At 56.2% G+C, this 13,179-nt stretch carries 12 protein-coding genes; 4 read left to right on the forward strand and 8 right to left on the reverse strand.

Annotated elements, in window-relative coordinates:
• Positions 1-5: 5 nt before the first annotated feature.
• Together CQ018_RS00535 and dut are read right to left on the reverse strand one after the other, a co-directional pair.
• Entirely contained in the window at positions 6-806 is an 801-nt protein-coding gene (locus CQ018_RS00535) for a DUF3710 domain-containing protein (protein ID WP_105548035.1), read from the reverse strand.
• A gap of 45 nt (positions 807-851) precedes the next feature.
• Positions 852-1,322 (reverse strand): dUTP diphosphatase, encoded by a 471-nt coding sequence (dut, locus tag CQ018_RS00540; RefSeq protein WP_105548036.1) that lies wholly within the window; start codon positions 1,320-1,322, stop codon positions 852-854.
• 127 nt (positions 1,323-1,449) lie between these two features.
• Here dut and CQ018_RS00545 point away from each other — a divergent pair, with 127 nt between their 5' ends.
• Positions 1,450-1,983: a DUF3093 domain-containing protein gene (locus CQ018_RS00545; RefSeq protein WP_105548643.1), complete on the forward strand. Its 534-nt coding sequence runs from the start codon at positions 1,450-1,452 to the stop codon at positions 1,981-1,983.
• 117 nt (positions 1,984-2,100) lie between these two features.
• Here the strand turns inward: CQ018_RS00545 and CQ018_RS00550 are convergent, their stop codons facing one another.
• The gene (locus CQ018_RS00550) at positions 2,101-2,406 is read right to left on the reverse strand and encodes a DUF4193 domain-containing protein (protein ID WP_105548037.1); all 306 of its coding nucleotides are present in this window, start codon (positions 2,404-2,406) and stop codon (positions 2,101-2,103) included.
• Positions 2,407-2,739: 333 nt separating this feature from the next.
• On the opposite strand from CQ018_RS00550, the gene sepH reads away from it, so the two are divergent.
• Positions 2,740-3,843 (forward strand): septation protein SepH, encoded by a 1,104-nt coding sequence (gene sepH / locus CQ018_RS00555; protein ID WP_105548038.1) that lies wholly within the window; start codon positions 2,740-2,742, stop codon positions 3,841-3,843.
• Between the two features lie 157 nt (positions 3,844-4,000).
• Here sepH and CQ018_RS00560 read toward each other — a convergent pair whose 3' ends face one another.
• The 3 genes from CQ018_RS00560 to CQ018_RS00570 form a co-directional block, all read right to left on the reverse strand.
• Positions 4,001-5,188 (reverse strand): alkaline phosphatase family protein, encoded by a 1,188-nt coding sequence (locus CQ018_RS00560; protein WP_105548039.1) that lies wholly within the window; start codon positions 5,186-5,188, stop codon positions 4,001-4,003.
• Between the two features lie 19 nt (positions 5,189-5,207).
• Positions 5,208-5,888 carry a DUF5998 family protein gene (locus CQ018_RS00565; protein ID WP_105548040.1) on the reverse strand — a complete coding sequence of 227 codons (681 nt, stop codon included), beginning with the start codon at positions 5,886-5,888 and terminating at the stop codon, positions 5,208-5,210.
• A gap of 64 nt (positions 5,889-5,952) precedes the next feature.
• The gene (locus tag CQ018_RS00570) at positions 5,953-8,655 is read right to left on the reverse strand and encodes a bifunctional GNAT family N-acetyltransferase/acetate--CoA ligase family protein (protein WP_105548041.1); all 2,703 of its coding nucleotides are present in this window, start codon (positions 8,653-8,655) and stop codon (positions 5,953-5,955) included.
• 123 nt (positions 8,656-8,778) lie between these two features.
• Between CQ018_RS00570 and CQ018_RS00575 the strand changes: the two genes are divergently transcribed.
• Together CQ018_RS00575 and CQ018_RS00580 are read left to right on the forward strand one after the other, a co-directional pair.
• Positions 8,779-11,421: a DNA topoisomerase (ATP-hydrolyzing) subunit A gene (locus tag CQ018_RS00575; protein WP_105548042.1), complete on the forward strand. Its 2,643-nt coding sequence runs from the start codon at positions 8,779-8,781 to the stop codon at positions 11,419-11,421.
• A gap of 167 nt (positions 11,422-11,588) precedes the next feature.
• Complete coding sequence (locus CQ018_RS00580) at positions 11,589-12,077, forward strand: GNAT family N-acetyltransferase (RefSeq protein ID WP_105548043.1); 489 nt, start codon at positions 11,589-11,591, stop codon at positions 12,075-12,077.
• A 135-nt stretch (positions 12,078-12,212) separates the two neighbouring features.
• On the opposite strand, the gene CQ018_RS00585 is transcribed toward CQ018_RS00580, so the two are convergent.
• Together CQ018_RS00585 and CQ018_RS00590 are read right to left on the reverse strand one after the other, a co-directional pair.
• Positions 12,213-12,434: a hypothetical protein gene (locus CQ018_RS00585; protein ID WP_105548044.1), complete on the reverse strand. Its 222-nt coding sequence runs from the start codon at positions 12,432-12,434 to the stop codon at positions 12,213-12,215.
• 48 nt (positions 12,435-12,482) lie between these two features.
• Positions 12,483-13,148 carry a phosphotransferase gene (locus CQ018_RS00590; protein ID WP_181149673.1) on the reverse strand — a complete coding sequence of 222 codons (666 nt, stop codon included), beginning with the start codon at positions 13,146-13,148 and terminating at the stop codon, positions 12,483-12,485.
• Between the last annotated feature and the right edge of the window lie 31 nt (positions 13,149-13,179).

The following is a 13,179-nucleotide window of genomic DNA, read 5'->3' on the forward strand; positions in this document are numbered from 1 at the left end:
AAATGTTAGCCAATCTGGGTAACTTCTGGGCCGCGTTCGGGGCGTTCGGTGCTGGACTCCGCTGCCGATGCTGCCTGCGCAGCAGCATCCGTATGGGTCAGGGCACCCTGTGGCACCGTCAGCGGCAGAAGCTCGGTAGGCGGCATCGGCGTATCGCCTCGAACCACAACGACCTGAGCCAGCGCGTCCTCCATGGCCTTTGATTCCGCAGGATCGGTTAGTGCCGCACCGCCAATCACCGCACGCAGGAACCAACGTGGGCCATCGACGCCCAAGAAACGCAACACAACATAACCCTGACGGCCATCGGGTGCCGTTTGCGGCACACGTGCCAGCAATTCGTTACCAAAGCGACCCGGAACCATCTCGGTTTCACCACCCTGATCGGCAATGCCCGTTGCAATCTGGGTGGAGATGCCAGGCCAGAGATCTTCGGACTTCGATGCGGCAAATACCTGCAGCTGCATCCGTGAACCACCAAGTTCTAGGGCAACGGCAATGACACGTTGCGTTGATTCCTCAACCTCTAGACGAAGCTGTAACCCGGGAACCGGCTTGATCAGAAGCGAACCCATGTCGAGGTACTCGTCATGGTCCTCAAAATCATCACCGTCAAAGGGGCCCTCATCCGGGTTCTGCTTCACGCCCTTGATTGCTGTAGCCAAGGCCTCGTCAGCTTCCGCGTCCGTGTCCGTTGGCACTTCTTCAGGCGCCTCGTCCTGCTTGGCCGCTGTTGCGTTTAACTCTGCAATCGTCTGTTCGGCCGCCGCTTCGATGGCGGCCTTCTTCTTGCGCTTGAAAATCATTGGAGTAGCTCTCTGCTTTAGTCTGGCGTGAGACTGCTGCGGTTCTTAGATTTGAGTTGACGCGGTCTCAAAACCGCCGGTTGAGCCGAACCCGCCGGTGCCGCGCACCGTTTCGTCGAGCTCTTCAACCTGAATGAACGTGGCTCGCTCAACCTTCTGGATGACAAGTTGTGCGATGCGGTCGCCGCGCTTGAGCACAATGGGGGTCCGCGCATCGGTGTTCAACAACGTGACCTTCAACTCACCACGATATCCTGCATCAACGGTTCCCGGTGCATTAACAACTGTGAGACCATGCTTTGTTGCAAGCCCCGAGCGGGGGTGGATCAGTCCCACATAGCCAAGAGGCAGAGCGATGGCGACGCCGGTGGGTACCAAGGCGCGCTCTCCCGGCTCCAAGGTGATATCTTCACGGGCGCAAAGATCCGCGCCAGCATCACCCTGGTGAGCGTAACTTGGAAGCGGAAGTTCCGGGTCCAACATCAGCAGGGCAATATCGACTCTCGACTCGGACATGTGTATTAACTCCAGGGGGTTTGGTTCGGGGCAGCGCAGAGGCTGATACAGGGGCCCTTCAACTCTAGTCGCTTGAGGAACAGATACGTGGCAATGTGCGGTGAAGCAACGGCCTATGCTTGTAGGTATGCCCGAGAATCCTTCAGTTGCCCCGCATGCCCCTGTCATCTTCCAAGAAAAGCTCAGACCAAACTGGGCAATCTGGCTTGTTGCGTTGGGTCTTGGCGCTACAGCAGGAGTTGCTTTCTTCCCCATCGGAGCCCAGTGGGGAATCACTGCCGGGCTCATTGCCTTTGCCTTGATTGCTTTTGCTTTCATTGCAAACACTCCAACCATTGAAGTCACCGCCGATACCGTGCGTGTTGGCCGGGCAAGCATTGAGCGTCAATACGTTGGCGAGGTCACCGGCTACCGAGGTTCCGCTGCTTACCATCAGCGTGGACCGGGCCTCAACGGCATTGCGTTCATGAATATTCGTGGCTGGATTGACCCGGTTGTGCGCATCGAAATCACCGATGAGCGTGATGCCACACCATACTGGCTCACCTCCACCCGTCGCCCTGAAGAACTTACCGCTGCCTTGGGCGGGGTCATGAGCCAATTCCGTGAGGTTGAAGAAACCCAAGATCAGGCATCCGAGTCACCTGCCGATTCCGAATAGGTTTTTGTCGGCAAAGTTGCCCTCATAGGCGAATGAGCGTGGTTCCCAGTTGTTATGGGAACCACGCTCATCGTCGTTAAACGCAAATCTTTCTTTAGCGCTGTTGCTGCTAGGGGCCTAACCCTCGCAGTCGGTGCAGTAAAGTAAACCGTCTTTTTCCAAGGCAATCTGCGAACGGTGACGAACCAGGAAGCAGGAGGCACAAGTGAACTCGTCCGATTGCGCAGGTAGCACCATGACCTGAAGCTCTTCGCCCGAAAGATCGGCACCGGGTAGCTCATAACTATCGGCTAGGGCCGCTTCGTCCTCATCGATCAGGTTTGATTCGTTGCTGGTGTTGCGCTGCGCCTTGAGTTCGGGCAGTGCCTCGAGCTTCTCATCGTCTTCGGCGTGCTTCCGAGGTGCATCGTAATCGGTTGCCATAATTGCTGCTTCACACTCCGCTTTAGTTAAAGCTGTATTTCGGTTTGGGTGCCACGACCCCGGTATACCGGTGCCCTGCCATCCACGCATTTGTTTGCGCCTATGATTCAACAACGGCGCTGCTGATTTTGTGCCCGTTGCAACCAACCGGCGGTTTATCTTCCCACTTTCCAACACGTAAGTGGGACTTCAATGAGGCAAAACACCTGATCTGCCCCGTTTCATGGGAGAAATCATAAACCTGTTCCACGCCACACCAAGGCGCTTCTTAGGTAATTACGCCCACAGGTGGCAGAGTTTTAGTCAATACACGACGGTTTGTGGAGGATAGTCATGCGTCAACTCCGACTGGTGGGCATCCACGAGAACGGTGAAAGCCTGCACCTGAGCAGTGAAGATGGGAATAGCTTTACGCTGCCCATCGATGAAGCGCTGCGCAGTGCGCTGACGCGCGCTGCCCGTGCCGAACGAACCGAGCCCCCAGCGTCGCCGCTTTCGCCACGCGAAATCCAGACAAGGATTCGTTCCGGTGCCACCGCCGAGGAGGTGGCAGAATCTTCTGGCATGTCGCTTGAACACATCATGCGTTATGAAGGCCCGGTACTTGCGGAACGTGAATATATTGCCTCGCAGGCACGCAACGTTGAAGTCTCGGCACCACAAACACATGATGGCTACCGCGCAATTTTTGGTGAAGAGCCAGCAAACCTTGGGGAGATGGTTGCATACCGCGCTCATCTAATGGGCATTGATGGCGACTCCTTAGAATGGGATGCCTGGCGTGCTGCCGATAATTCCTGGGAAGTCGTCGTGCGTTTTGGCCAGCCGCAGAATACTGCCACCCTCAGCGTTGGCTCTGGCACCGATGAATCTTTAGCTCGTTGGGTTTTCCATCCCGGACGCAAATCCTTGCAGAATGCCAACCGTTGGGCCCAGGCGCTCAGTGAACTTGAAAGTTTCGACGCGCCATTGGGTACTCGCCGTCTCTCGGCGGTCGCTGATCATCCTTTTGATGTTGAGCTCAATGAGGATGGTACCGAAGCTGTCGACTTTGAGGCCGCAGTTGCCGATTCAGAGGAACTCCTCGATGTTCTCAGCGCACGCCGCGGTCAGCGCCTGGGCGTTGATGAACAAAGCGATGACAATCTAGCTTCGATGCTCACCCGCAGTCCTGGCACCCCGCATCCTGATAACGATCCGCGTCTGGCCGGACCAGCGAACCCCGAAACTGGGGGTCTTCCGAAGCTCTATGACGGTATCACCCGTACTACCCAGATTTCTGTGGTGCCGCCGCTGCGTCCCGCTGCCGAGCCCGAAGATGAGAAGGACGACACTGAAGAGGCCATCGATGAGGATGCGGCGGCCAAGAAAAAGGCAAAGCGTTCTTCGGTTCCCAGCTGGGATGAAATAGTTTTTGGTCGCCGTAACAACGACTAACCCTTACTAATTCAAAAGGTCCCGGTCTCTAAATACCCCTAGGGTGATTGGAGACCGGGACCTTTTGCTAGCTGGCCCATCGCGTGCGAACAGCACCACCTTCAAGAAACTATGAGCACCACGGAGGGGACTGGATTCCTCGCTGTGTGAGGAACTACTACTTCTTTTTACTCTGAGGAGCCTTAAGAGTCAGCAGGGGAATTTCCCGCTCGGCGCGCGTGAGCGAACCATGCTGCCCGATCATGGTAAATGCTGCCGGATTTACCCGGCGCCCATCAAGGAAGGCAATGTCCTCCGCAGCAAGAATCAGCAGCTCCCCAATGCGTTCGCTGACACGTTCGGAAACTTCGCCAAAGAGTCCATGCTCAATCGCTTCGGCACGGGTTAGTACCCAAGCCTTGGCACCAAAGCGCTCACGCCATGCCTCAGCAACCGCTACACGCTGTTCATCATCGGTATTGCTGTAGAAGTGTAATTGAACTGCGCGCGGCTCCCCCGCAGTCAATTCAACGCCTTGGATAAGTTCTGGGAACTCGGAATAATCAATACGCCATTTTTCTGGTACGTCGATCATGCCATGATCACCGGTTAGCAACAGCAAAGTTCCGCTAGGCACCCTGGCCGCCAATGTTCGGACCAACGAATCGATTTCTTCTAGGGTATGTCCCCACTCCAAGGAGTCTTTTCCATAACGGTGTCCGGCCTTATCAAGCTCGTTGAAATAGCAATAGACCAATGATCTCGAGTTCGCTTCAAGAACTTCGGTTGTTGCCCGTACACGCGCGTGCGTCGAATTCGCTTCGATGAAATTAGTACCGCGCAACGCGGCCTTGGTCAGTGAGGATTCTTTGAATTGGCTCATGCTCACGGTGGCCGTGTACACACCGGATTCCGCTGCACGTTCAAAAACTGTCTGGTGTGGCTGCCACGTAAGCGGATCTAAATCCTTGGGCCAACCACCCAATTGGTTCACTGTACGGCGCTTGACCGGGTCAACAGCGTCATACCCGACGATTCCGTGGCTTCCGGGTGCTAGCCCGGTGCCAAGGCTCGCCAAGGACGCTGCAGTGGTCGAAGGGAAGGGCGAGCACAGGGTCAGGGAATTCTCCAGGGCCTTGCGCAGGAATGGTGCGTGTCCCCCACGCGATTTAAGCAAGGCCTTTCCAAGCCCGTCGATCATTACCACGCAGATTCGTGAGGCAACCGGTAGCCCCAAGGTATTTTCATAGCCCGGGACGTTAAGTACCGCGGCGGCACTTGGAAGCAGTTCTGCAATAGTTGATACGCCGTAGGGTGGCGCGGCGGGCAGTTCTTGGGCAGGGGTAATCCGCTGACTCGTGCTCACGTGAGGGGTACTCGTTCCTTTAGCCCTGGTTTGGGTTGCGGCCAAAACGTGAAGAAACTCGTCCCAGCAGATCTGCCGCGGGGGTTACCGGAGCCGAGGTTTCAATGGTTCCGGTGGCACGTGGTGCCGAGGCACGGCGTATGGCCTTGGCAAAATTTCGCGCCGCCGTCACGGCCCCTGCACCATCGGCTTCGGCACTGACGCGTAAGACCAAATCTTCTTGCTGGCTGGTGCCGGTGTAGCCATGATCCCCTTCACAATTTGGATCCGCACAACCGGCTGGTGCCAGATCGATGCGCTGGGCACCTGCCCACGCAATGCCGAGGGTCAGTTCCTTGACGGGATCGCCAGTGCGGTAATTCTGTGGCTGGTGATAGACGTAGCTGCTGGCAACCGTGGTGACCTTGGCCAGCTGGACCAGTTCGGTGGAAATCTGCGCCATGATCTGGCGGCCGCTTTCATCAAGCTGCTGGTCATCCACATGAGCCACCAACAACACATCCTGGGCTAGTACAAGGACCGTGATGTGACGGTGAACCTCATTTTGATCAAAGTGGGTTTCTAAGTGAACCAAATGGTCTCCGGGATCCCGACCATCGAGCGCCTCATCAATAACGTCCAAAACCATTTTTGGGTAGAACCCTGCGCGATTGATGTCAGCTTGCAGGTCACGGCCCATGGGCGAAGAAAGGGGGGTCATACCCTCAAGTCTACCCAAACGCTCGTCTAGCAAGATTTGTGCTCTTCTCTCGGCTACATGATGGTTACTGGCTCATCGCCCTGCGAGCCGAATCGGTGCGTTGTTCCGGGTTACCCACCCACAGCTCAACGGCGAGAGAAACAGTGCCATCGCTCGTCACCATGACGGGATTAATCTCCAACAATGCGACCTCCGGGTGGTTATCTTTCAGCGTTGCAACCCGGTTCAACAAATCCTCAAGCGCCGGTACATCAACGGCCGGAAGCCCCTGGTATCCACGCAATCGTGCCGCGGCCCGCGGGCTTTTCACCAGATCTGCAAGGTCGACATTGGTCAACGGTGGAATACCGTGAGCCCAGTCACCCAGAAGATTCACGGCGTCTCCGGCCAGCCCAAAGGACACCACCGGGCCCAAGAGCGGGTCTTCAACTGCCCGAATCACACAGCCCTGCCCGGCGGGGGCCATGGCTTGCACCTCAAGATCTTGGGCGGCAAAGGGGGCAAGCATTTCTTTCATGTGCGCAATATTTCCACGCAGCGAGGCCTCATCGGTGATGTTTAGACGCACACCGCCTAGATCAAGGCGATGGCGCAAGTGTTCGTCGCGGGCCTTGAGCGCTACCGGCCAACCCAATCGTTGAGCAGCAGCAACCGCTTGGTCCTCGGTGGAGAACTTCACCGATTCCAATACCGAAATCCCATACTGATCCAAAAGCTTGGTGGCAGTGCTGCGCGGCAGATGCAGCAGCTCTAGTCCGCTAACAGTGGCCAACGATTCTTCGATGAGATCCGCGGCCGCCGAAACATCTATATCGCTGGGCACTAGGTATTGCCCATGATCTCGGGCGACCCACGCGGCATAACGCACTATTGCGCCAAGCGCCTTAATCGCCGATCCCGGGCTCGAGTAACACGGCAGACCATAGCTGCTGCCATCGCTTCGAGTTCCTGTATCTAATAATCCTTCGGCCGGAATTGAGGCATCAATGATTCCGGTAAACACCGCAACCACCGGTTTACCCGAGTCTGTAGCTGCCGCGCGAATACACTTGGCAAGCGCGGAAGTCATGATGCCCACCGAAGGAAGCAACGTGATGATCAGGCTGTGAACGTTTTCGTTGGCAAGGGCTTCACCTATCAGTCGTGCAAGTCTGGGCAGGGCACGTGATTGCCCATCATCTAGGGATATTTGTGCATTCTGCGAGATCACGTCCAGATCGTTTTGTCCCGCAGCGTCGGCAACGACCGAGGCTAGCGCCACCGAGTTAGACATGATAGCGAGGCCGTTTCCCGCGGGCATGGGTTGCACGGCAACAATCTGAGCGATCTCCATGAGCTCTTCATTGGTGCTCACTCGAATCACCCCGGATTGACGCAGCATTGCATCGACGGCAGCGGTTGGAGCCTGGGTCGTGCGTACCGCGTGTCCGGGTGGCAGACGTAACCCCATGACATCGGATTTGGCAACGATCACCGGTTTTGAGTTCGCGAGCCGGCGGGCAATACGGGAGAACTTACGCGGGTTGCCAAAGGATTCAAGATATAGGCCAACCGCATTGGTGGCTGGATCATCCTCCCAATATTGCATTGCGTCATTACCCGAGACATCGGCTCGGTTCCCGGCGGAGACAAATGATGATATGCCCATGGAACGCCGTGAGGCAGCGGCATAGAGCAGCACCCCGATGGCTGCGGATTGGCTAAAAAGTCCCAAGGAACCACGTTTGGGCATGCCCGGGGCAACTGAGGCATTCAAGGCGATCTCCGGGTCAGTATTGACCATGCCTAGCGATGCTGGGCCAATCACGCGCATGCCGTTGGCTCGGGCCAGCCGCACCAGTTCACGCTGGTGCATCATGCCTTCCTCACCGTCGTTTTCAAAGCCGCCGGTGACAATCAATAGTCCTTTGACTCCGGCGAGCGCACAGGCCTCAATGACCGATTGGACTTCTTCCTTGGGTACCGCAATGACTGCTAGGTCGATGGGGCCGGGGATTTCTGCGACGGTTCCGTAGCTGATCATCCCGCCAAGTTCGAAGGCCTCGGGGTTGACCCCGTAGACGGGGCCCTCGAAACCTCCTTCGATGAGGTTGTTCAGTAGTGAGTAGCCAATGGATCCCCACTCTCGGCTGGCGCCGATGACTGCAACGGATTGTGGTGCTAGAAGTCCACTCAGAGATTTGGCCTCCGCGCGGTGTTCGCGTGATTCCATCACCGCACGTGATTTGTCCGTGGGATCTACACTAAATTCGAGCATGACCACGCCCTCGTCGAAGTGGCGCTTGACCGCATAGCCGGCTTCGGCAAAGACCGTGAGCATTTTGCGGTTTTCGGGTAGCACCTCTGCACTGAAACGTTCGATATCATTTTCGCGGGCCGCCGCGGCGAGGTGTTCGAGCAAAATCGAGCCAACACCCATGCCTTGGTAGACATCAGAAATATTGAAGGCAACCTCTGCCTCGGCCGGGTCATCGAGGCGGTCATAACGTCCCACACCGATGATGTCTCCGCCTCGGGTGACGACGAAAGCTACCCGGTCTATGTGGTTGACTTCGGTGAAGCGTTTAAGCTCTTTAGCTGTTAACGCTGATTTGTAAGTAAAATAGCGCATGTAGACGGAGGATTCCGACTGGCTTTGATGCATTTTTTGCAAAGCGTCGGCATCATTGGGTTGAATCGGGCGTAGATGCGCTGTCGATCCATTGCGCAAAACGACATCAGCTTCCCAATGGGAAGGGTATTCTCCGGGTTTACGACCATCCACCATAGGCTTAGCCTATCGGTCGCGCCGAGCGTTGTTGCACGTTCGACGCGCCGAAACCATAGCAACGAACCTTTCGACCCCTGACAAGGGTCGACATCAGTACCTAACCAAGGATTCACACTTAATATGGCGCGCAAAAAGCCTGAACCACTACCAGCGGACTTCGTGGAGCACATTGTTGATATCGATGTGACTAGCGAAATGGAGGGCTCCTTCCTCGAGTATGCCTACTCGGTGATCTACTCCCGTGCTCTGCCCGATGCTCGTGACGGGCTCAAACCGGTGCAGCGCCGCATTCTCTACATGATGAGTGAGATGGGATTGCGCCCGGATAAGGGGCATGTGAAGAGTGCGCGTGTTGTTGGTGAGGTGATGGGTAAGCTTCACCCACACGGTGATACGGCAATTTACGATGCCATGGTGCGCATGAGCCAAAGCTTTGCGTTGCGCCTACCGTTGATCGACGGCCACGGAAACTTCGGTTCCCTCGACGATGGTCCCGCTGCCTCGCGTTATACCGAAGCGCGGCTGGATGCCTCCGCGGTGGCGATGACCGCCAACCTAGACGAAGACGTCGTGAACTTCGTCCCGAACTATGACAACCAGATCATGCAGCCGGAGGTACTCCCGGCAGCATTCCCTAACCTCTTGGTCAATGGCACCACGGGCATTGCCGTGGGTATGGCCACCAATATGGCCCCGCACAACCTCGGTGAAGTGATTGCGGCCGCCCAGCATTTGATTGCGAATCCGGAAGCGGATTTGGCGGCAATCATGAAGTTTATTCCGGGTCCGGATCTGCCCACGGGTGGCACCATTGTTGGCCTTGAGGGAATTCGTGATGCCTACCGTACGGGACGTGGCACCTTTAAGACGCGCGCCAAGGTTGCTCTTGAGCAGATTACCGCACGCCGTGCCGGCCTGGTCATTACCGAGCTTCCCTACATGGTGGGCCCGGAAAAGGTCATTGAAAAAATCAAGGACGCGGTAACGGCCAAGAAGCTCACCGGTATTGCCGATGTCATGGATTTGACCGACCGTAGTCACGGCCTGCGACTTGTCATTGAACTCAAAAATGGGTTCAACCCCAACGCCGTGCTGGCGCAGCTACACAAGTTCACCCCGATGGAAGATTCCTTCGGTATCAACAACGTTGCACTGGTAGATGGTCAGCCACGCACCCTAGGTCTGCTGGAATTGCTTACCGTGTACGTTGAGCACCGCATCAATGTTGTGCGCCGCCGCACCAACTACCGGTTGAATAAGAAACTCGACCGGTTGCACCTGGTTGAAGGCCTTTTGATTGCGATCGTCGATATTGACGAGGTCATTTCGATCATTCGTTCTTCGGATGAGACGGCGCAGGCTCGCGAGCGTTTGATGAAGATTTATGATCTTTCCGAGCTGCAAGCAAACCACATTCTTGAACTGCGCCTGCGTCAACTCACCCGGTTCTCCCGCATTGAGTTGGAGAAGGAAGCCGACGAACTACGTGCGGCAATCGAAGAGCTTCGTGCCATCCTAGAATCCGAAGCCTTATTGCGTGAGTTGGTCTCCGGTGAACTCGCAGAGATGGCAGAAAAGTTCGCCACCCCGCGACGGACTATCTTGTTGGAGTCCGAGAGCAGCACGCCGCTGAAGGGCAGCACCATGCCGGCGGTGGTTGGTACCGGTAAGCAGGCACCGCTGAGCCTTGAGATTGCTGATGATCCGTGCTGGGTCTTGCTTTCGGCAACCGGTCAGGTGGCCCGCACCGCGGAACGTAACCCGATTGATGATTCCGGTGCACGCATCAAGCATGATGTGCTCGGTTCCATGGTTTCTACCACCGCACGCGGTGAAATTGGTGGAATTACCTCCACCGGCCGGATGTTACGTCTGCAGGTTGTTGATTTGCCATTGCTGCCCCCGGCCAATGGCTTCCCACAGCTGACCGGTGGTGTCAAGGTTGCCGAATTCGCGCAGCTGACCAAGGGCGAGAAAATGGTTGCTTTGGTCCCACTGAATCAGGTGGTGGCACTGGGTACAGCAAATGGCGTGGTGAAGCGACTTACCCCCGAATACCCACTGAACCGTGATGAGTGGGAAGCGATCACCCTGAAGGATAAGGACACGGTCATTGGTGCCGCGGTGGGTGCCGACGAAGCAGATCTGGTCTTCGTCACTCGTGGCGCCCAGCTACTGCGCTTTGCGGCGAGTAATGTGCGTCCGCAGGGACGTACCGCCGGTGGCATGGCTGGCATCAAGCTTGCTGCAGGTGATACCGCGATCTTCTTCGGTGTGGTTCCCGAACACGCGGCAGAAGCAGTATTCGTTTCCATTGCTACCGGTTCTGATGCGTTACCGGGTACCGCCTCACACACCGTGAAGGTCACCGACTTCAACGAATACCCATCCAAGGGTCGAGCAACGGCGGGCGTACGTGCGCACAGGTTCCTGAAGGGTGAAGACAGGCTGGACCTTGCCTACGCCGGCGAAGGCCCTGCACGTGCATCCTCAACAGCCGGTGTGGTCCGTGCACTGCCGACCGAATATGCCAAGCGCGATGCCTCAGGTGTCCCACTGGCACAGGGCATTGATGTGCTCGGCGGCTCGATTGGAACCCAGCCTGCAGAACCGGTGGCACTGCCACCTGCGCTTCAGGAACCAACCAAGCGAGCACCTCGGGTAACCCCGGAGGAAGATTCGAAGCCATTCGCTGATTCGGGTGTGGTCGAGGTTGAAAAGGCCAAACGAGTAGTGATCCAGGACTCTTTGCTCGATGAGTAGGAATTTGTTCGTCTAACTCTATGATCAGGCGTTGTCCCCCAAGCAATCATGCTCAGGGGACGACGCCTGATTGTTTTAGCCCAGGATCAAGACAGTTTTTGGCCGCGAGCTGTCCGGCCGTTGTTTCTACCGATTGGTTTGCTTCCGGGCGTGTAAGGATGGGACACATGTTCTTGACTTCGTTAAGCGCCGACGGTGAGACTTTTGGCTTGTACAAAGCCACCGAGACCGATGTGCTGCCCATTATTGAACTCATGTCTAACGACCCGCTGCGGCAGGCCGACTACCCTGAACCTCACGAAAATTCACCTGGGTATCTTCAAGCGTTCCAGGCCATCGATGCAGACCCGGCCCAGCTATTAGTCGCTGTCAAAGATTCGCGCCATGAACTGGTCGCGACCATGCAGCTAACGATTATTCCGGGCCTTTCCCGCGGTGGCACCACGCGCATGCTCATCGAAGCCGTCCAGGTGGATGAATCCCTGCGCGGCAAGGGAATAGGTTCGTCGATGATCTTATGGGCCATCGCCGAGGCACAACGTCGTGGGGCATCATTGGTCCAGCTAACCAGCGACAATACTCGTACACGAGCGCACCAGTTCTACGAACAACTTGGATTTACCGCTTCCCATACGGGCTTCAAGTTCAAGATATAACTCCTGAATTTATGTTGGCTCGTTTGGCAATCTGCGGCCATCTCGCACAGAGTGAGGTTGAGTCACTTGCCGCATAGGGATTAGCTAGTTACTGACGCAGGCCACGCGAACCGCAAAAGACTAGATCCACAAGGCTTACAAACGTTCCTTTAACCACTTGATCACCGCATCACCCTGTTGCTTTTGGAAGGCCCTGACGGTGGGTAGTCCGACTGGCGCAACAGTGCGTGCCACGTCGATAAAGTAACCGGCCAACCCAGCAAGTACCGCATCAACCTGCTGCGCGGTGGCTTCTGCGAAGACCGGATGGGTAGCAAGCACCGCTTCGGCGTTGAAGTTTGGATCAAATGCACGCACATTGACCAGAACACTCAGTGCATCAAACCAGCCAACGCCGATGCAGGCTCAGGGCCAATCCACAAGAATCGCTTGGTCCTGAGCAGTGATCAAGATGTTGTCGGCTCTAACATCGTTATGTACCAGGCACCGGCCATCGAGTTCTTCGATTCCCGTCGCGGCAAGGGATTCTAGCTCATCAAGTCTTTCAACAATCCAGGGATCACACGCTTCCGGAAGTAGCTCACGAACCCTTTTCCAGCCAGCAAAGGCTTCGGCTAATTCTTCCTTAAGCGTTGGCAACTCAAGCAAGGGGTGAGGGATTTGCACGTGTGCAAGCTTTTCCAAGGCATCGATAACCAAGGTAATTTCGTCGAGTTTCCAGGGTAGCTGCGGTGGTTGGCCTTCAATATCGGTGAGTACCAGGACCACCCAGTGCCCGTCATCATAATGGCCCATCAGTGGAGCTATGGGCAGGGTGGCAGGAAGATTCCCGGCGATGTGGGCTTCTTGCCGATGGATTTTCGGGGTGTCTTCATTTAACTCACGACTAACGGCTTTGACGAATGCCCGCTTCCCGGAACTCGTGAGCACCCGATCGGCAGTGCCCGGAGAAAAGCCACCTCGCTGACCCACAAATTGGACTACCTCAGAACCCAGGATGTCTTCCACTGCTGTACGCACGTGTATTGGCAAATCGAGCCATCCAATTCGAGTACTCCATGCTGGTTCCATGCCCATCATTCTTCCTGATCCATTTGGCGTA

Source organism: Arthrobacter sp. MYb227 (genome assembly GCF_002975435.1).
GTDB lineage: Bacteria > Actinomycetota > Actinomycetes > Actinomycetales > Micrococcaceae > Paeniglutamicibacter.